Source organism: Vibrio panuliri (assembly GCF_009938205.1).
GTDB lineage: Bacteria > Pseudomonadota > Gammaproteobacteria > Enterobacterales > Vibrionaceae > Vibrio > Vibrio panuliri.
The window spans coordinates 634,120-654,141 of sequence record NZ_AP019655.1; the positions used below are offsets into that span (position 1 = coordinate 634,120).

Annotated in this window: 16 protein-coding genes, 1 tRNA gene and 1 pseudogene; 14 read left to right on the forward strand and 4 right to left on the reverse strand. The window is 42.9% G+C overall.

The window, feature by feature from the left end; genetic code table 11:
* The first annotated feature begins 68 nt into the window (after nucleotides 1-68).
* The 4 genes from GZK95_RS17615 (at nucleotide 69) to GZK95_RS17630 (ending at nucleotide 4,876) form a co-directional block, all read left to right on the forward strand.
* Nucleotides 69-1,301 (forward strand): outer membrane beta-barrel protein, encoded by a 1,233-nt coding sequence (locus GZK95_RS17615; protein WP_075706566.1) that lies wholly within the window; start codon nucleotides 69-71, stop codon nucleotides 1,299-1,301.
* A 23-nt stretch (nucleotides 1,302-1,324) separates the two neighbouring features.
* Nucleotides 1,325-1,855, forward strand: a complete 531-nt coding sequence (locus GZK95_RS17620) for a polysaccharide biosynthesis/export family protein (RefSeq protein ID WP_075706565.1) — start codon at nucleotides 1,325-1,327, stop codon at nucleotides 1,853-1,855.
* Nucleotides 1,856-1,888: 33 nt separating this feature from the next.
* Nucleotides 1,889-4,120 carry a GumC family protein gene (locus tag GZK95_RS17625; protein WP_083626197.1) on the forward strand — a complete coding sequence of 744 codons (2,232 nt, stop codon included), beginning with the start codon at nucleotides 1,889-1,891 and terminating at the stop codon, nucleotides 4,118-4,120.
* Nucleotides 4,121-4,234: 114 nt separating this feature from the next.
* Nucleotides 4,235-4,876, forward strand: a complete 642-nt coding sequence (locus GZK95_RS17630; protein WP_075714730.1) for a hypothetical protein — start codon at nucleotides 4,235-4,237, stop codon at nucleotides 4,874-4,876.
* Between the two features lie 16 nt (nucleotides 4,877-4,892).
* On the opposite strand, the gene GZK95_RS17635 is transcribed toward GZK95_RS17630, so the two are convergent.
* From GZK95_RS17635 to GZK95_RS17645, 3 genes are read right to left on the reverse strand one after another with little or no spacing between them, the layout of a single operon-like run.
* Nucleotides 4,893-5,342, reverse strand: a complete 450-nt coding sequence (locus GZK95_RS17635; RefSeq protein ID WP_075714728.1) for a low molecular weight protein-tyrosine-phosphatase — start codon at nucleotides 5,340-5,342, stop codon at nucleotides 4,893-4,895.
* Nucleotides 5,335-6,759 carry an O-antigen ligase family protein gene (locus GZK95_RS17640; RefSeq protein ID WP_075714726.1) on the reverse strand — a complete coding sequence of 475 codons (1,425 nt, stop codon included), beginning with the start codon at nucleotides 6,757-6,759 and terminating at the stop codon, nucleotides 5,335-5,337. Before GZK95_RS17640 ends, GZK95_RS17635 begins: the two co-directional genes overlap by 8 nt.
* 43 nt (nucleotides 6,760-6,802) lie before the next feature.
* Nucleotides 6,803-7,261 (reverse strand): hypothetical protein, encoded by a 459-nt coding sequence (locus GZK95_RS17645; RefSeq protein WP_075714724.1) that lies wholly within the window; start codon nucleotides 7,259-7,261, stop codon nucleotides 6,803-6,805.
* Between the two features lie 576 nt (nucleotides 7,262-7,837).
* Between GZK95_RS17645 and GZK95_RS17650 the strand changes: the two genes are divergently transcribed.
* The 10 genes from GZK95_RS17650 to GZK95_RS17695 all read left to right on the forward strand — a co-directional run bounded on the left by GZK95_RS17650 (nucleotide 7,838) and on the right by GZK95_RS17695 (nucleotide 18,445).
* On the forward strand, nucleotides 7,838-8,965 hold the full coding sequence (locus tag GZK95_RS17650; protein WP_075713442.1) for a glycosyltransferase: 1,128 nt from the start codon (nucleotides 7,838-7,840) through the stop codon (nucleotides 8,963-8,965).
* Complete coding sequence (locus GZK95_RS17655) at nucleotides 8,965-10,278, forward strand: O-antigen ligase family protein (RefSeq protein WP_075713440.1); 1,314 nt, start codon at nucleotides 8,965-8,967, stop codon at nucleotides 10,276-10,278. Before GZK95_RS17650 ends, GZK95_RS17655 begins: the two co-directional genes overlap by 1 nt.
* Nucleotides 10,279-10,414: 136 nt before the next feature.
* On the forward strand, nucleotides 10,415-11,695 hold the full coding sequence (gene tviB, locus GZK95_RS17660; protein ID WP_075713438.1) for a Vi polysaccharide biosynthesis UDP-N-acetylglucosamine C-6 dehydrogenase TviB: 1,281 nt from the start codon (nucleotides 10,415-10,417) through the stop codon (nucleotides 11,693-11,695).
* 21 nt (nucleotides 11,696-11,716) lie between these two features.
* A complete protein-coding gene (locus tag GZK95_RS17665) occupies nucleotides 11,717-12,745 on the forward strand; it encodes an NAD-dependent epimerase/dehydratase family protein (protein ID WP_075713436.1) in 1,029 nt (342 codons plus the stop codon).
* Between the two features lie 31 nt (nucleotides 12,746-12,776).
* On the forward strand, nucleotides 12,777-13,889 hold the full coding sequence (locus GZK95_RS17670; RefSeq protein ID WP_075713434.1) for a glycosyltransferase family 4 protein: 1,113 nt from the start codon (nucleotides 12,777-12,779) through the stop codon (nucleotides 13,887-13,889).
* Between the two features lie 35 nt (nucleotides 13,890-13,924).
* On the forward strand, nucleotides 13,925-14,806 hold the full coding sequence (locus GZK95_RS17675; RefSeq protein ID WP_075713432.1) for a glycosyltransferase family 2 protein: 882 nt from the start codon (nucleotides 13,925-13,927) through the stop codon (nucleotides 14,804-14,806).
* 14 nt (nucleotides 14,807-14,820) lie between these two features.
* Nucleotides 14,821-16,239, forward strand: coding sequence for an oligosaccharide flippase family protein (locus GZK95_RS17680; RefSeq protein WP_151148809.1), 1,419 nt, complete (start codon nucleotides 14,821-14,823; stop codon nucleotides 16,237-16,239).
* 143 nt (nucleotides 16,240-16,382) lie between these two features.
* Nucleotides 16,383-16,457 (forward strand) — tRNA-Gly (locus GZK95_RS17685).
* An 893-nt stretch (nucleotides 16,458-17,350) separates the two neighbouring features.
* Nucleotides 17,351-17,854, forward strand: coding sequence for a dehydroquinate synthase/iron-containing alcohol dehydrogenase family protein (locus tag GZK95_RS17690; RefSeq protein WP_075713913.1), 504 nt, complete (start codon nucleotides 17,351-17,353; stop codon nucleotides 17,852-17,854).
* A gap of 15 nt (nucleotides 17,855-17,869) precedes the next feature.
* Entirely contained in the window at nucleotides 17,870-18,445 is a 576-nt protein-coding gene (locus GZK95_RS17695; protein WP_083626135.1) for a type 1 glutamine amidotransferase, read from the forward strand.
* A gap of 705 nt (nucleotides 18,446-19,150) precedes the next feature.
* Here GZK95_RS17695 and GZK95_RS22300 read toward each other — a convergent pair.
* A pseudogene (locus tag GZK95_RS22300) lies at nucleotides 19,151-19,848 on the reverse strand (transposase); the annotation flags it as partial.
* Nucleotides 19,849-20,022: the final 174 nt, after the last annotated feature.

Below are 20,022 nucleotides of genomic sequence, written 5' to 3' on the forward strand. Positions count from 1 at the left end.
GAACCTCAATATTGCACTGAGGAAAAGTGCAAAAATATAAAAAATTATTGTGTGATAAAGGATTATTTATGAGAGGCTTAAGCTACGGAGTCATTGCTATTATTGGTGGTTTGATTTCAGTGCCTGCTATCGCGAACAAAAGCGATGGATATATCACTGAGTCTGGGCTCAAAATCGTTCCGTTATTAGACAGCAATTTGGAACACGTAGACAACATAGGTCGATTCTCTGACGCCGAAGACCCACAATCATCGACGGTTTTTATTATCGAACCGGGCGTCGCGCTTCAGTCGGATAGAAATGGTAATACCTACCAACTGGCTTATCAATTGTCATCGGGCACCTACTTTGACAGTTCTGATGACAACTTCATTGATCATCGTCTAACGAGCAATAATTTTATTCAGTTGTCTAGAAGACATGGCGTCGGTCTCAATTATACCTTCTTAAACTTACATGAAGAACGGGGCAGTGGCTTACTCGCTGGTGATTCGTTGTCAACGATAGCTGATGAACCGGTTAAGTATTCACTGCATAACCTCAGCGCCACGTATGTGTTTGGCTCAAAAGGAGCGAAAGGCCAAATTGAATCGAATATCAGATATGAAAACAAGCGTTTCAAGAACTATCGCGATATTACATTAATTGGTTTAACTCAGGTCAGCACTCGCTACAAAGACTACGATGAGCTTGGAGGCGGGATCGCATTCTACTATCGTGTTTCCCCTGTTACTCAACTATTGGCTGAGATTGATGTCGCTGATCGTGAATATAAATTGAACGACCCAGAAACAGGAAGATCCCAAGATAACTTTGACGCCTACTACTATCTGGGTGCTCGATGGGAAATGACGGGGAAAACCGAAGGTCGGTTGCGTGTTGGTTTGCAAGACAAGTCTTACCAAGACTCAACTAAAAAGGATTTTGACGGATTGAGTTGGGATCTCTCATTGAGATGGCAACCGGTTGATTATTCGACGGTTACTTTAGATGGCAGCCTAAAAGCTATCGATGCCAACCAAGGCTTTGATTCCGTTGATCAGACGAATATTTCGGCCTCATGGAAGCATTTCTGGTCATCCAACTATTACACCAACAGCTCGATAGGGCTGATGATGGACGACTATTCAGAGTCGAGTCGAGAAGATGATCTATTGAAGGCAGATTTGTCGATAGGCTATGAAATTATTGACTATGTAGACCTCTCTTCAGGATGGCGCTACGAAAACAACAATTCCACAATCAACGGCAACACTTACGACCAAAATGTTTGGTACATATCTGCCAATGTAATTTTTTAGTTTGAGTATATTGGAGAAACATCATGAGTCACACGATAAATGCAGTTCTGCTAACGCTGTTATTTATCCTTGCCCCGTTCAAAGCGCTTGCTTTCCAAGATACTTATATCATTGGTGCCGGAGACAAGATTCAAATATCGGTATATGGAGAGGAAGAGCTCTCAATCGAAGAACTTTACATAAATAACAGTGGCAAGTTTGAGTATCCCTACCTTGGTGAATTGGTGGCAATAAACAAAACCCCCGAACAGCTTAAAAATGAAATCACTAACGGTTTAAGAGGTGACTACTTAATTTCACCTAAGGTGCGAGTAAGCATCACTGAATTTAGAAGCATCTATGTTAATGGTGAGGTGAAAAAACCAGGTGGCTATGAGTACCAACCGGGTTTGACTGTCGATAAGGCGATCGCACTAGCAGGTGGATTTACTGACCGCGCGGCGCGAAGCAAGATTAGCATTTCACAAGCCGGTTCTGAGAGTAAGAACCGAGTTAAGTTGTCATCTAAAGTTTTACCGGGCGACATCATCGTTATCGAGCAGAGCTTTTTTTAATCAATTTGTATGAATTATATGTCGGATATGAGTATGTTAACTGAGCATAAAGAGGACAAACCAACCAAAGAGCAGATCATTGATGTTGGCTATTACATTCACCTCGTAAAAACACGTTGGGTCTCAGTCGCGCTTTTTTGCTTACTGTGTACCGCCATCGCCGTATTGTTTGCGTTATCAATTAAACCGACATACCGGGCAACGGCAACCTTGTTGATTGAATCGACGCAGAAAAAAGCGATTTCAATAGAAGAAGTGGTGGGAATAGACACCAGCGCGAAAGAGTACTACTTGACCCAATTTGAAATCCTTAAGTCTAACCAAGTTTCGCAGCGAGTGATTGACAAGTTGCAGCTTGACCAATTGGCAGAATTTAACCCAGCGATTGCTGAGTCTGGCTCCAATCCTTTAGATGGGATAAAGAAAACTCTCGCTGAACTGCCTGTGTTTGCTTCCTTATTGGCAGAAGATCCAGCAAACATGGATGAGGATAGGCTAAAGCAGCAAACCCGAATTGATCAAAACGTGCTGAAGGTATTTAAATCTAAACTGACGATTGCGCCGATTAGGAAAACCCAGTTGGTCAAAATTTCCTTTGAATCATTTGACCCTGAGTTGGCTGCAACCATCGCCAATGAAGTGGGGTTGGCGTACATTGAAAACAACTTAGAATCAAAACTGATTGCAACTGAGCAAGCGACAGGTTGGATAAATCAACGCCTCGCGACGCTAAAACAACAACTTGATGCCTCAGAGCAAGCGCTGCTCGATTTTCTTAAACGTCAAGAGTTAATCGACAACAGTGGAATCTCGGCATTAACCAGTTCAGAGCTGTCTAATCTGACTGAACGACTAGCAAATGCTACCGATAAGCGCATCGAAACACAGTCTTTGTACAACGCGCTGAGAAGCAACCCTAACGCTGATGTTTCGTCGTTGTCATCCATTTCACAAATTTCGAATCACCCTCAGATCCGCGATATTCGTCTTGCAGAGTCCAATGCTGAAAAGCAAGTGAGTGAACTTTCAAAGCGCTATGGTCCGAAGCACGACAAAATGATTCAAGCTAATGCACAGCTCCAGTCAATTCAGTTGAGAGCGAGCAAGTTGATTCAAAAGTTAATCAACGGAATTGAAAAAGAGCTCATTAGTGCGCGAGAGCAAGAAGCCTTGCTTAAGAACGAACTGCTTGGGAAGAAAGCTGAGTTTCAATCTTTAAGTGTGGTTGAACGTGAGTATGATGCGCTTAAGCGTGAGGTTGATACCAATGCAGAGCTCTATGACTTGTTTCTTACTCGCCAGAAAGAGACCTCTGCGACTAGCGATTTTAGTGCAGCCAACGCCCGCTTTAGTGATTATGCGCTAATACCTGAGTTGCCGCACAAACCAAACCGTAAGTTGATTATTGCCCTAGCTATGATTGGAAGCTTTGGATTTGCAGTGGTTTTGATTGTTTGTCTTGACGCGTTTAACAATCGCATTGAGTCGAGCCGAGACTTTGAAAACAAGCTAGGTCTGTTACCAACAGGAACAATCCCGCTGGTGCGTGATAAGCGGTATAAGCGAGCGCCATTGGATGCGACGGTGTTTAACGATGAGAAATTTTCCGTTTTCCAAGAGTGTGTTGACTCAATACGAACCTCGCTCTATTTGAACTTGAGAAGCGATGAAAGGAAAGTTTTGGCAGTATCCTCATCGGTGCCAGAAGAAGGAAAAACGACCACAGCGATTAGTTTGGCATTGTCATTTGCCAAGCTAGAAAAAGTTCTTTTGATTGATTGTGACCTAAGAAAGTCCTCAATTGCTACCCGTTTCGGTCTCTCATCAAGCCAACAAGGTTTAACCAACATATTGCTGATGAATAGTGCGATCGAAGAAAGCATCACTAGCATTGAGAACAGCAACTTGGATGTGATGACTGCGGGTATGATTGTCGCCAATCCACAAGAGTTACTCAGCGGCAAGGGCTTTGAGCAACTAATCGAGACGTTGTCCGCCTCATATGATCGAATTATTATCGATACGCCGCCAATTTTGCCTGTTAAAGATGCATTTATTGTCGGTAAGCTTACTCGAGGTATCTTACTGGTTATGAAGGCAAATAGTACGAGTAAATCAGTATACAAACACACGATGACACTGTTTTCTCGTCACCACATTCCTGTCGATGGCGTGATCTTGAATCAAGTACCGATGAGGAAAGAGGGCAAACATGCGTACTCAGAGTATTCAAAGTATGCGTATGGAAATAACTCGGCCCAATAAGTTAGCCCGATAAGGGTTATCGACTGAGTATCGTGGTGGTGCATTTACTTCGAGTCGCAGAGCTTGAATGAAGCACTCACCACGAGACCGACTCAAAAGACGGGAACAATAGCCATGCTCAAGTTTGCGCCATCAGCGATCTATCTTTTTATAGCGTTGAGTCTTGGTGTCTCTAGCTACACTTATTTGGGGCAGAATATTGAGACGTTGCGTATTCAGTCATTGCTCAGCAAACTAGAGCTAGACAAAACGCGGGATTTGGCACCAGTTGCCGAACAAGTGGTGGAGGATTCGCAGCAAGGATATTTCACCACTGCCCATGACTTCATTGTGCGAGCTAAACTGTTGCAGTGGTATGACTATCTCAATGGCAATAATGCCTCAGCGCAGCAAATAGACACGCTACTCAAGCAAAGTCGAAACCTCAGACCCAGTTGGTCACCTACTTATCTTGAGCTTCACCGGCAAGCCGTTGTGACTGGTGACCAATCGGCTGTTGAGCACTATCTTCAATTAGCGATGCAGTTTGGACCACAGCAAAAACGCACTAAGCTGGCCTATATTGAGCATATTTTCTCACGATGGCCTCAAGCCTCACTAGATGAAAAGGTTCATGCTTCTCAAGAGCTTATTAGGCTGGCAAGCAAATGGAACTATAAACAGCAAGTAAGCGATATGATTCATTATTCCAAGGCCAAAGTAGAGATGTGTAATCTTTTACGTTTTAACCAAATTGTACCGAAATCCTGTCGCTGAAAGACTCTAATTCTCGCTAATTGACTTCAATTCGCTTTTTCCAGCTTAAGACACATTTCTCAAGCGTTGCAAAACACTCTGCAAATTTAACGGCATCTCCGCATATCGGATCCTCAATCTCACCAATTCCAAGCCATTGACCAATGAGTAGAGTTTTACTTCTTGCTCCTTTGACACTGAGATGAATTTGCTCTGCATGTTGATGAGACATGACGAGAATAAGGTCGCTGGCTTCAACCAAGTCAGGGGATATCTGTTTCGCTCTATGGTTGGATAAATCGAGTTGAACGGTGTTTGCAACTTTTATTGCGCTGGGGTGAGCGCAACGGTTTGTTAGCTGGTTACTGGCAACATAAAGTCCCGCAGAATCCACCTGTTTACTTGGCAGATGTTTCTCAAACAGGATTTTTGCCAACGGAGAACGACAGATATTTCCGCTACAGACAACAAGTATACGGTTAAACATGGTTGACTTCCGTTGGTATCGATGGCGCTGCAACATCGATATTGCTTTTTAATACGCCTCGTGCCGGCAGTACGTATGATGCATGGGCAAAAAATAACACTAGGACGAAGGTAAATGCGTTGGCACTAGGTTGAAGGTTGAAGTCGACGCTCATATGAATAAGCATTCCAATGATGGCCATCAATGAGCCGAGTGCGATGCCTTTCATTGTGCGGCTATGTCGCGTTTTGATCACCTTGATAGTACGCCATAAACTGATCAAAACTAAAGTGACAAGTAATAGTGTTGCGGGAATCCCTGCTTCGACGAGAAACTGAACGTAGTCATTATGTGCATGGTCGTAAAAACCGATCTCAGACTGTGAATAGATTGGAAAGACAGAGTAGAAGCTTGCCATTCCGGTACCGGTAATTGGAAAATCACGAATAATATCTAATGCCCAGATCACGACTTGATCCCGAGACTCTTGTAGGAAAGAGGTTTCGACTAAACGTTGCTTAACTTTTTCTAAGCCAAACAAAGAGCCTAGAATCAAGGTATCGATAGCAATGACGCTTAACACTAAGGCAGTGAGCGCAGGAGGGCGATGTTTGTAGGCAATGAGAGCCACTAATCCGCCGATTGTGGTGGCAGCAAAAAACGCCGTATTCCCCATCCGAGAGCGTGTCATTACTAAGGCGATAACCATCACCACAAGGCAAAGGCGAATAAACATCTTTGTGCTCAATAACCCTTCTAAAATGCGTCTTAAGTGGCTATGGAGTGACGATGCGTGACTGACATGAAGTTGGGTGACTATCAGCCCAATTCCGATGCACAAACTCATGACTAAATAGTTTGCGAGGTGGTTTTTGTACACAAAGGAGCCAGTGGCATTGATATCGAGAGGAAAACCAAACACAGGGCTGTGCTCGATACCGATCAAGACGATGAAGGCACCGTAAAAGGCTTGCAGTGTTGCACTAAACACTAAGGCTGTAGCGGTTAACTTAAGTCTTTTGCTCTCGTTGACAAGAATGGCAGCGTTAATGGCGAAGAGCGTGTAACTTAGTCCCTTAAAGAGCGAGAGTTTAGACATTGCACTATCGAGTGAGAGATAGCCAAATTCAGCGCCTGTACTCGCGTAAATACTCGCCGCCTCACTGGATAGCAAGGCTAAAGTACCAAGGGGAATAGGCAGGGTTTGTAACACAACCCAAAGCTGAAACAAGCCGATAGGGACAAGCAGAAATCGATAATGGTAGAGCGCAGTCGTTGGCAGTTTTCCTCTATAGGCGATCAGCAGTAGAAAACTTTGCACCGTTAGATAAATAGCGATCAACGACCATGCCCATATGCGATTGCTTCCCAATGGAATTGGCAATAACACGATCAAGAATAACAATGAGTGAAATGTAAACTTCTCTAGGGACTTCATCGGTTAATACTGCGCCGGAAAAAATGTTTATGAGGTCAGTGGGTTAATTCGGCGATACGACACCTGCGCCGCCACCTCCATTGCTGCCGACTGCAGGAGCGGCAGGTGGTGACAATGCCGCAACAGGGTTGGCAATACCCGCGGCGGTTGCTTCTGCTACCGCTGTTGGGTCGACTCCCGCTAGCAGGGCTGCTGTAGTAATGACCTCGTTACTTATACCGGCTGTTCGCGCCAGGTCTGCGATTTGCTGAAGTTGCTCAGGAGCCACGACTAATGCTTCTGAAATCGCCAATTGCGGATCGACGTTCGGGTTAACTAACAGCTGTGTGAGTATGTCGAGCACTGACTCAGGATTTGATTGATAAAAGGCGGCAACTTCTGCCTCGCTTAACACACCACTAAGTTGCTCTGTTACTGGAACTGCTTGACCCTCTTCTAGAGCCAAGGCGGGGGCAGAGAGAGAAAGCAGAGCTAGGCTCAGAACTGTTAAATGACTTTTCATGATTCATTCCTTAATCCGTTATTATCGAGATTTTACAAAAAGTAAATCTCTTTGTTCGGTGTCTTACCCAATTAATGCCCAATTTACTGTCTTATTTTTTAGAAAGTATTTAATTAATTCAATTTACATCCAAGTTGATTGGGAATAGATGAAAGGAATATTAAAAATGAGAATGTAGTGGGATTTTATTAGAAGTTAAATTAATCACATGCTACTTAAGTTTTAGTCATTGAGTGTATCAAAAAGGAGACACGCGAGCGAATGTGTTTAAAATGACTTTTCTTTCTTCAAGCCTATGGCATAGTTGCCAGACTTAATTTAGAGCTTAAATTTATCGACTCTAAAGCAGTACTTTATGATGTCTGATTGGAAATCGATTTAAATATGCGAACCGATTTATTGAGTAAAGCCAGATATATAACTCGAAAAGAACTAAGAGTATCTAATACTTTGTGATTCGTCAGGGTGATAAGTGTCTTCATGTTTAAAAGTGCCGCACAGCGTTTACTTTATAAAATGGAGTCTATGGCTACAGTGAGCGGTGAAGCGAAGGTATAGATAAAAGGTTGTGGTGCAATGAAAGGAATCTTTGTAATTAACTCTCTATCGGGAGGTGGCGCGGAGAAAGTGTTTTCCAAGCTTTTGCAATTGGTGGATTCCGATCAGACCAAAAACTACAGCTTAGAGGTGGTCGTTCTGGATAGAGATGTCGAAGTCTATCAACTGCCATCGTCAGTGTCTGTTCATTATATCGATAGCCCGCTTGGGGTGATTGGTCAGATACTCAAGTTCATCCGTTTAGTGCAAAAGAGCAAGCCTGACTTTGTCGTGAGTTTTCTTTTCCGTTCAAACTGGTACAACGTAATAGCCGCAAAGTTGTTCGGCTATAAGAGTATTATCAGTGAACGAGGCAGTCCAAATGCTCGCTTGACGGGTAAATTTGTGACTTGGAAGAAAGCGTTGATTCGTTCGGTTTATCGACAAGCTGATGCCATAATTTGTGTCTCAAAAGGAGTGGGTGACTGCCTAGTCGACGATTACTCCGTGAATCCTAGCAAAATTAAGACGCTCAACAACTCTTATGATTTTAATGATATTGCTAAGCGCTCGCTTGAATCAGAGACCGTGAGTAACCATGAAGGTTACATTCTTGCCATTGGTCGGTTAGTCAAACTAAAAGGGTTTGATGATTTAATTACCGCTTATGCGAAATCAAATATCCAAAGGCCGTTATTGATCCTTGGTGACGGCGACGAACTTGAAAACCTAAAGCAGCATGCCATCGAACTTGGTGTTCAAGAGCGTGTCGCGTTCCCGGGTTTTGTTTCAAACCCTTATCCGTATATGAAAAAAGCGTTTTGTTTCGCTTTGACTTCTCATTCTGAGGGGTTCCCCAATGCGATGGTAGAGTCAATGTCGCTTGGTGTTCCTATTATTTCATCAATGACCGATGGCCCAATTGATATTCTCGAGCCAAGTGCCAATGTGGCGGATGAGTCATTTTCAAAAGCAAAGTTTGGCTTAGTGTTTAACCCGAGAGATATAGAAGGATTGCAAAAGGCGCTCAAGGAGCTGGAGAGTAATCACGCGCTTTATAACGAATTAGCAGTCTTAAGTGAAGAGCGAGCACAAAACTACAGCGAATGTAAGTTTTACTCAACATTTAAACAGATCACCAAAGATACTGTGCCAGGCATCGTGTAATGATAGATATAGTAAAGGTTTTAGTCTTTATATTACTGGCTGTATACGCACATAAATGGATGTGGGCTAACGCGTGTGGTAAGTCTACACGCGTGGTATTTTGGGTCATTCTAATCCGGTTTATTTTGGCATCATTCCCGAATATTACCTATCCGCAGTTGATTGGGCCATTTTCACTCGTCTCTCTCTATTCAATATTTGTCGTCGGTTTTATATTTCTATTCTTTCTATCCAATCATATTGAAATTAAAAAAGACACCAACTTACTTTTCATTGGGCTGATATTAACTCTGATGGTGTTTGCCGCAGTTATTAATTCCCATTACATTCAGTCGGTGGCGTCGTTAGTGAAGTGGCTAATGTTGCTACAACTGACGAACCTAGTGTTTAACGCGGTAAAAGAGGATGGTGCGGTTAAGGTACTTCAGACCATCGGTTTCTCTTATCTCTATCCGATTATTATGCTGGTCGCGTCTGTGGTACTGGGTGTCAGCAAAGCAACCGAAAACGACGGTTCAACCAGTTATGTCGGTGGTTTTAATCATGAAGCAGTATTCTCAGTCATCATCTTGAGCGGCATGTTCATGTTTATCCTTAAAGCTGCGCTAGAGCGGCGATTCTCGCTGCTATTTTTACATATCGGCACTCTGTTTGTTTTACTGTTTTTAGTCAATTACCGGACGTCGATTTTGGCGTGTTTGGGATTGTTTGCAACCGCTGGACTGATGGTGTTTCTCAAGTCATCCATGGTTAAAAAGGTCGCGATTCTGTTTTTAGGTTTTTTGGCTATCACTGTTGTCGCCAATATCGATAGTTCTTCAATAGCAGAACGATTTGCAGAGATTCCACAAGCGCTCGCGAGTGCATCAAGCTTTACTGTGCTCCCTGAGTTTTTTGATAGCGATGAGCGGCGTTTTTTCTCAGGTCGGATTTTCTTCTGGGCTTCATATATTCATGAAGCATTGAATGGTTCAGTTTCCCAGATCTGGTTTGGTCATGGTATGGACTCATGGAAAGGGTTCTTTGAAAAGTACGCTCACAATACGTTTGTATCGTTCTTCTATGAGGTTGGATTTGTCGGTCTATTTTTACTCTTGGTGTTTTTCACCTCTCTCACAGTTAAAGCCTTTAAAGGAGAAAACTGGCTGGCAAAGATATTACTCGTTGGCGCTATATCGGCGTTTATAATTCTTAATGTCGCGACGATGCCACTCTGGCAGATAGAAGGGGTTATATTTTTATCAATATTAATAGCATTAATAGATAGTAATAAGAAAATAGCGATTAAGCAGAATAATAAATCAATGACTTAATAAGAGTCAGTGAATAAGACTTGGTGAATATCCTTTTTATTAAGGAGTGCCAAGTGTGGCTCGCTGCATCTCGAATTTACTGAAATGCAATTTGTGAAATATTCAAATACTTAATTTTTAAAGTAAGGGACGACACATGTCATTCGAAATAGAAAAAGCAAAAATTGGAATTATTGGGCTAGGTTACGTAGGGCTACCACTTGCAGTTGAGTTTGGTAAAAAGTACGACACTTATGGGTTTGATATTAATCCTAACCGTATCGACGAACTAAAACGTGGTCATGACAGTACATTGGAGTGTAGTGACAATGAACTCGTTGAGGCGACCCATCTTAAGTATTCTTCGCAACTTGAAGAGCTGAAGCAATGCAACGTGTACGTTGTGACGGTTCCAACGCCAATTGATGAGCATAAGCAACCGGATTTGACTCCACTGATCAAAGCGTCTGAAGCGCTAGGTACAATCATCAACGCTGGAGACGTGATTGTCTATGAGTCTACCGTTTATCCAGGCGCGACCGAAGATGACTGTATTCCAATTGTAGAGAAAGTGTCGGGCTTAACGTTCAACAAAGACTTTTTTGCGGGCTATTCTCCAGAGCGTATTAATCCAGGTGACAAAGAGCACCGCGTGACTAACATCCTCAAAGTCACCAGTGGCTCAAATGACGAAGTTGCGGAATTTGTTGATCAACTTTATGCCTCAATCATTACTGCGGGGACACACAAAGCGTCATCAATCCGAGTAGCGGAAGCCGCTAAAGTCATTGAGAACACCCAGCGCGATGTCAACATTGCACTTATTAATGAGCTTTCTATTATCTTTAATAAATTAGGCATCGATACTCTTGAGGTTCTCGAAGCTGCAGGGACTAAGTGGAACTTCCTACCGTTCCGTCCCGGTCTTGTTGGCGGCCACTGTATCGGTGTTGATCCATATTACTTAACGCATAAAGCTCAGGCTGTAGGTTACCACCCAGAGATGATTCTTGCGGGTCGACGACTCAACGATGGTATGGGCCAGCATGTCGTTGCTGAGTTGGTCAAAACGATGATCAAGAATCGCATTCAGGTTGAAAGCTCAAATGTGTTGGTGATGGGTCTAACGTTTAAAGAGAACTGTCCTGATCTACGCAATACCAAAGTCATTGATATCGTGAAAGAACTGGGCGAATACAATATCAATGCTGATGTGTATGACCCATGGTGTTCGCCAGAAGAATCGGTCGAAGAGTATGGGATTGAGCTGAAGTCTCGCCTAGAACAAGGCCAATATGACGGCATTATTATGGCTGTCGCGCATGATGAGTTTAAGCAGATGGGATCCGATGCGATCCGAGCTCTAGGTAAGCAGAAGCACGTTGTTTACGATTTAAAATACGTGTTGCCGAAAAACCAAGTTGATATTCGACTGTAATGTTTAGCTAGGAGCATCGAGATGACGAAGATTCTACAAGTTAAGCAGGCGCTGCAAGATAACCCTAAAGTGTGGCTTGTCACCGGAGTGGCGGGGTTTATTGGCTCCAATCTATTGGAAGCGCTCTTAAAGCTCAACCAACGAGTGATTGGCTTAGATAATTTCGAAACTGGTCACCAATACAACTTGGATGAAGTTAAAGGTTTGGTCAGCGCTGAACAATGGTCAAAGTTTGAGTTTATCGAGGGTGATATTACCGATTACTCAACTTGCGAGCGCGCGGTTGAAGGCGTGGACTATGTGCTGCATCAAGCTGCACTAGGTTCAGTTCCTCGTTCTTTAGCCAATCCAATTAAAACTAATGCGGCGAACGTAACAGGCTTCCTAAATATGCTCAATGCAGCAAGAGAAGCCAATGTGTCGAGCTTCACGTATGCAGCAAGCAGTTCAACTTATGGTGATCATCCGGCTTTGCCAAAAGTGGAAGAGAACATTGGCAAGCCATTGTCGCCTTACGCAGTAACTAAGTATGTCAACGAAGTTTACGCTGACGTATTTGCGCGTTCATATGGTTTTAAATCAATTGGTCTGCGCTACTTCAACGTGTTCGGAAAACGTCAGGACCCAAATGGTGCCTATGCTGCGGTAATCCCTAAGTGGACATCGGCCATTATTGAAGGTGAAACGGTGTTCATCAACGGTGATGGTGAGACCAGCCGAGATTTTTGCTTTATCGACAATGTCGTGCAGATGAACATTTTGGCTGCTACTGCGGATGATGAGGCGAAGAATCAAGTGTATAACGTGGCGGTTGGTGACCGTACGACATTGAATCAGCTCTATTTTGCGATAGCTGAAGCCCTGACAGAGTGTGGTATCACGATTAATGGGGAGCCAAGTTACCGTGACTTTAGGGCGGGGGATGTTCGTCATTCTCAAGCGGATATTAGTAAAGCTAGTGGGCTCTTAGGTTATAAGCCAGATTTTAAGATTGGTGATGGCATTCATCAGGCAATGCCTTGGTACATCAGCTTTTTATCAAGCAAATAACCCGAAATAAATCTCTAGGATGGGAAATAAAATGAAGAGTAAACACACGATTGCTTTTATCGGCGGAAGAGGGTTGTTTTCGAGCTATGGAGGGGTCGAAAACGCGACGCGAGAAATTGCCAAAGAGCTCTCAAAGCGTGAAGATGTTGCGGTAAATGTTTATAGCGTAGAGGGCGAAAATGATGAAGTTTTTGCTTATTCAGACAACCTAAATGTAATCGCGATAAACCGCTCGATTTACAAGAGTTTAGGGCAACATGGTTATATCTTAGCGTGTGTACTTCATGCGTTATTTAAGTTGCGACCTAATGCTGTCTTTCTCTTTGCATCTGGTCCTTGTGTGTTTGCTCCAATTTTACGTTTAGGCGGAATTCGAGTCATATCGAGCATTCGTGGTATGGACAGTGCTCGTGATAAGTGGGGACGACTGAGCCGAAACATTCTTAAGCTAGGTGAATACTGCGCGTGGAAGTTTTCTCATCAATTTACCGCTAACAGTAAGAAGATTGTTGAAAACTTTAGTAAAAAGCGCCCAGATAGCCATTTTATTCCCAATGGTTGCCGTGCCGTTACTGATGCAGATTGCGCTTCGCTCGACAAGTACAAGGTTGAGCGCAACGGTTATCTGTTGTTTGCGGCACGTTTAGACCCGATCAAGCGGCTTCACCTGCTGCTCGAAGTGCATCGTCAACTGCCCAACGATCAGAAACTGCCGTTGATTATCGCTGGTGGGAACTCGAATGATATGGAGTATGAGGCAAAGCTAAAGCAATATGAAAACGATGAAAAGGTGATGTTTATCGGTCATATTAGCTCTAGCGAGCTGGCTCCCCTAATGAAACATTGTCGAGCTTTTATTTTGCCATCTGTCATTGAAGGTATGTCGAACAGTTTGTTATCCGCAATGGCTAATGGAAAAGCCATTATTGCTGCAGACATCGAGGAAAATCGCGATGTTGTTGAGTTGGATGACGCGTTGTTTGAAAAAGATAGCTTTGAGCAGTTGCAAATTAGTGTGGCGAGAGTGAGTACCAATGCTGATTTCTGCCAGCAGCTCGGAGAGAAATTAGCAGTATTAGCCCATGAAAAATACTCTTGGGAAAATACCGCAGAGCGCTTTTTAGAGTTGAGTCGCGTAGGGTAGACAAGACAAGACGCTGAGTAGTTGAGGGAAGTAGTATGGCAGAATGTAATCCGGATATGACGTTTAGTGTGGTGATCACCAGCTATAATCGGCCAGAGTATTTGGTCAATGCGGTGAGAAGTGTTGCTGAACAAGAGTTCCCCGCCACAGAAATCGTGGTCGTCGATGATTGTTCCGATTTCTCTGTCAGCGAGTTACTAGAAGATTTCTCTCAATTGCCGCTTAAGATCGTTACTAAGCCATTTCGCCGCGGGGCAAGTCATTCGCGTAATCTCGGTATTGATCATTCGAGCTGCGACTACATCGCCTTTTTGGATGATGATGATGCATTTATGCCGCAGCGTTTGTCGTGCGCCGCAGCGTTGTTTGCGCGTTTACCTGATTGTGTTGCGAGTTTGTGTTCCTATCAATTTATGGATGGTAGAGAGCGCAAAGAGAGTCCGTCTTCGGAGTGGGTTGATCAGGAAAAACTCAAAAAGGGCAATGCTTACTGCGGAACCTCTGGGTTGGTGATCAAAACCAGTGTCGCGCGATTGGAAAAGTTTGATGAAGAAGTTCCCTCAGGCGAAGATTGGGAACTGTTTGCTCGGTTAAGTCAAAGAGGTCACTTTTACTACAGTAATCAGCCTTTGTTTTTGTATCGAGTAGGTAATCATGCGAGTAAAACCAACCAGAAAAAGTCACTTAGCATTTCCCAGCTAGAACAGCGGTTTGCGGCAGCAAACAAGCAAAGAACGTGGTTGGGTGAGGTGAATTACCTAACCAAGATCGCAACACAAATACTGGGAGATTTAGGCAGTAAGCAGCAAATTTGGCAGTGGCTGAGTTTCTCTTTGCGCAAGACTGGATGCTTGATTACTGCCAAGGTTTTACTCACTCTAACAGTCAATAAGTTTGCGCGTGTTTTGCGCTACTAAGGTAATAATTCAAGATGAAAGGACTGCTTTGGGTACTGTTTGAGAAGGTTGGGCTAGCTGCGCTCTCAATGCTCGTCGCATTTTGGTACGCCATTCTATTGGGACCAGAGGGCTTTGGGGTTGCTTCAATGTTTTTAGCAACCACCTTATTGGTTACCGCGATCCAAAATAACATGCAGCAAAACCCATTGTTGGCAACCAAAGTGGACTTCTCAACGGCGATGTACGCCAGCATTAAAGGCTGGATGCTGATCTCAGTCTTTACCTTTCTTGCTCTTTATGCGCTGATGAGCCTCTATTGGGGAGATGAGTACCTTGCATTAATTTTGGTGTGTGTTTGCCACATCCCGATTTCTTCACTGTCTAAAGTGTTGCTGTCAGAGTTACTGCGTAACCAAGAGTATAAGACCATTGCACTGCGATCTATATTAGGCAAGCTCCTCGGTGTGGTCGCGGGCGTTTCGCTCGCCTATGCTGGCCATGTAAAAATGGCAATATTAGTTCAGAGCCTAGTGGATCTCACGATTCAACTGGTGGTAATGGCAACTCGCTCTTCGCTTTTCTCATTTAGAAAGATCTTCACGCCATTTAAACGTGATGAGCGACGTTTGTTTCGCGCCCTGTTTCGAGAGGGAATCCCCTCAGGGTTTAATGTTATCGATGGTTGTTTTAAAACCAAAGGCGTCATCGTCTTACTTGGGGTTGTCGTTGGTCCATATGCATCAGGCGTATTTGCCTTGGCAATGAAGTTAGTCGACGTTCCAAGAACCATGGTAGGGTATGGATTGACTACGTGGGCGTTAGGTAAGCTTAAAGCCGCTTCAACGGATATTGAAAAGTTACGAACCGCCTATGTTTCAATAAGCTATGTTGGTGTACTTGTTCTGGCTCCGGCATATTTGGGGATGATTGCCATTTCTCTACCACTGCTAAATCTATTTTTTGGGCCAGAGTGGAGTGAAGCAGCCTATATTACTAACTGGCTTTGTGTCTACTACTTGGTACTTGCTCTACAGCTTTTTGTTCCTCCTGTGTTGGTGATTACGCAAAATACCCATAAGACAATGAAAGCGACGGTGTTCTCGACGTGTATTATGGTGATAGGCAGCTTAGTTCTGGTGCCGATTTTGGGGCTCTACGGGATTATTGTGGCGTTGTTTATGTCGGCTCTGCCACTCTTTTATAAGCAAGATGTTGAGACTAAGTCGCTATTTTCACTTACTTCGCTAAGCGCGATAAAAGCCAGCGCGGGAGTATTACTTTCCGCTGGGGCGATGTTATTTGTGTTGGTCAACATCAATTATCAATACGGTATTGATAATATGTATCTACTCATCCCAATTGGCATTGCAGTTTATGGCTTGTGTTTGATCACCCTTTACTGCACCGGCTTGCTTAACAAGCAAAAGCTGAAAAGTATTCTGAGTATGTAACAAGCTCTGGTCATGGTGATTGAGTTAATATTGCGCGACTTTTGTTGTTTTTGCGTGAATTGTGAACACTTGGTCGATTGGGCGTTAAAAAAAGCTTCTCTTTTCAATAATCTGTGGCATATTACATCTGTCTTCACGACAAAGCGTACTTCGTATAATGGCTATTACCTCAGCCTTCCAAGCTGATGATGCGGGTTCGATTCCCGCAGTACGCTCCAAATTTTATCCCGCTTCGTCAATCACTTACTGAGTACTTCTTTACAAGAAGTAAGATTTTGGTAATTTAAGTGAATTCGCGAAACGTAATATCTCCTTTTCTTACTTGTAATCACATCCAAAGCCTAACACTTAAGTTATATCAAAATAATATTCTCCATCGGAGTGCTTTCGAACTACTACCTCCAGTTAACATTTATTCGTTACTAACTTATTGTTCTACAAATTCTGAATCGACTAATCATTCGTTGACGGCATGATCTTCGCGTACAACATACGAGCACAAAGTAACCTCGATTTTACATTGGTATAAGCAGTTCGTTCTTAAGACAATCCAGAATGGAGGGGAAACAGAACTCTCGCGCCGCCTTTCATAAAAATTGGCCGTTATAATCGATATCTAAAAAACTTAGACATGTTGTTGGACAATCGAATCGATAAGGTTTACAGAGTTAGGGTATGCGGTTGATATGAAAAAAATTATCACTAACACTAATCGTTCGATAAAAATAATTAGCTATAAACGTGTTCGTGTTATAGGTATGTTAAAACACATATCGAGTAGCTCATTATCTGTTTATGATAATAAGTGAGTTGTTTCATGTTGGCGAGTATTGCAGTGTCAGGTTTGCAAAAAGTGTTAAGCGCGCAAAAATAATTAAGCGAAAGACGCAACTAACATACCATATTGGTCGGCTTATTTCTTTACATCGAAAATTAAAGGAAAAAACCTGAAGGTCACCTCACAATGAGCGCGTTTATTAGTTATTACTTGAATTTTTTGAGTTGTATTCATAAGAGAATGAATTATGCACGAGAAAAACAAAACATCAAAGCCTTGTTCCGTATCTGACGAGTATTTAAGCAAACGTGAGTTAAAAAAAGGGGTTGCGCAATGGAGGGAATTCGCTTAGTTAAAATAAATTTACCAAAAGTAGTGGCTTGTGGAAATGATCTTGACGCTCGCACGCAGATGCTTGTTGCTTCTAGTATGGGAGCAACTGCCTTCCAAAAAGGCCTTGGTGGTTTGCATGCGATAGCCCATACGTTAGGTGCTTTGTATGATAAGCATCATGGTCTGTTGAACGCCATTCTTATGCCTTATGTTTTAGTTGCGAATCGAAGTGCAATTGAGTACAAAATCATAAAGTTGTCGCGTTATTTGGAGCTAAGCAAACCGAGTTTTGATGCGTTTTTGTCCTGGGTTTTGGATTTGCGTATCGCTATGAAGATACCTAACACATTAGCGGAGATCGGAATCACCACAGATGCCGCGCAACGTGTGGGGAAGATTGCGATGAACGACCCTTCGGCAAGTAGAAACCCTATTGCATTTACAGCCGAGGAATACAGTCAGATTTTTATCGATGCAGCGAATGGTAGACTTCCACCATTGTGAGTCAAAGGAGGTTTTATGAATATAAAGATTGGCATTCTACAGTGCGACGATGTCAGTGAAGGTTTAAAACTTGAACATGGTAATTATCCTGTGATGTTCTCGAAGCTGTTCGACGAAGGTGGTGGGGGTGTAGACCTAGTTTTTTTTCGCGCAATGGATGGGGAGCTTCCACAAGACGTAAACGAATGCGATGTCTATATGACAACGGGCAGTCGCCATAGCGTGAATGACGATCTGCCGTGGATTCCACCTTTACTTAATTTTATAAAGTTATTAGACATAAGTAAGAAAAAGTTAGTAGGGATCTGTTTTGGTCATCAGTTGATTGCCAAATCCTTAGGCGGCTACGTTACAAAGGCTTCACAAGGGTGGGGAGTTGGTGTTATGACTCACTGGCTATTTGAGTTACCTAGCGGAGTCAATGTAGAAATTAAAAGCCCAATGAGTATATCATTAGTTGTGAGCCATGAGGATCAAGTAGTGTCCTTACCCCCCCAAGCTAAAGTGTTAGCCGGAAGTAATTTTTGTCCATTCTATATGATTCAGTTTGGAGAGCATTTTTTTGGGTATTCAAGGACATCCAGAGTTTAGTAAGGAGTACTGTAGGGATTTGATTTTGTCAAGAAAGTCGATACTACCACTAGATGTATTTAACGAAGGAATTCTTTCATAAAAAATGCCAACGAATAGAAAACAAGTGATAGGTTGGATTCTTGATTTTTTTTATGAATCTTGAAACGTTGTCTAGTTATACAGGTGTATAGATTGATTTATTAACGTTGGTCGATATTTAATTTCTATAAAATGATGTGAACCACAATCAATGGCAATATGTTACTAGAGTTTTTTATGGACTAGACACTTGAACGAGGGAGCAGACGGATGCGTAAGCATAATATGAATATCAAACGATGCAGAATTATTTGTTGCTATCCAAGAAGAAGCAATTCGAAAGGAACTAAAAACTACACTAGTCCATGAGTGCTGAGGCGTAAGTTTCACTCATGAACTTATCAAAGTATTTTTAAATCCTGCATCTGATACTATTATCGGACAGGTGTTTTCTTGGCAGGATTTTCTGTAATTGGTCGAGGAATATTTGATAGCTTTCGATAACTTATAGTGTTTAAATTGGAAAGCCTTCTTCGTAAATCGTGAATGAACGCTTATTGAGTGCGACGGGTGCCCTAATTTTCATACTTTGCCTGAGTTTGAGTCAAGTACTCATTAGCTGGTATCCATTCGGTTTTTAGGCTGCTGTATTGGCTTCCTTGGTTCGAGTGGAACATCATGTTAGATGTAAGTAATATCGCCACACCAAACTTCATTTGGCGTGGAAACCGAGAACTCACGCTTCAGCCTATTGGGGATATCTGGTCGCTCTAGCTTAGCCTGCTTATAGCGATGCGAGCTAGGTTGTTTGCTTATCAGTTCGGCTTCTTGCATAAGCTTGCGTACTTTGAAGCGTCCGACATCGAAGCCTTCAGACTGCAGTATAGACGCAAGAGTTCGACTACCAGCAGCGCCACGACTCATGTTAAAGAGCTGCTTAACTCGGCTGGCTAACCAAATGTAATTAGCATCCGGCTTTCGTTGTTTAAACTCGTAGTAGCAGGAAGACGCGACATCGAACAGGTCACAAAGAACTTTGACCGGTTCATGCTCCCTCAACTGGTCAATTAGCGAGAATGTTCGAGTTCGTCCGACATTAAGAGTGCTGTAGCTTTTTTTAGTATGGATTTTTCTCTTTCTAAGCGATTAATCTTAGCTTCTAACTCTTGGATCTTCTCCTGTTCGGGCGTCAGAGCTTTAGCCGTTGGCGTTTCTCCGCCACGTACCATCTTTAGTTGATCGACCACCTAGCGTCGTAAGGCCGTATCACCGATATCTAGAGAGCGTGCCGCCTCAGATATTGAGTAACCTTGATCAAGAACCAAGCTTGCAGCATTTACTTTGAACTCAGAAGAAAATGTACGTCGTTGTCGTTTTGTCATTGAACACCTCATTTACGTTGGAGACTTTACCACCTAATTTGGTGTCCGGGATCATTAAACCACTACATGTCATTGTTATTTATACTTGTTTGTTATATTTTATCACTACAAGTTTTCTCTTATCTCATCTTTGTAATTTCTAGGAAACGTTACTTATAAACAGAATGTTTTATG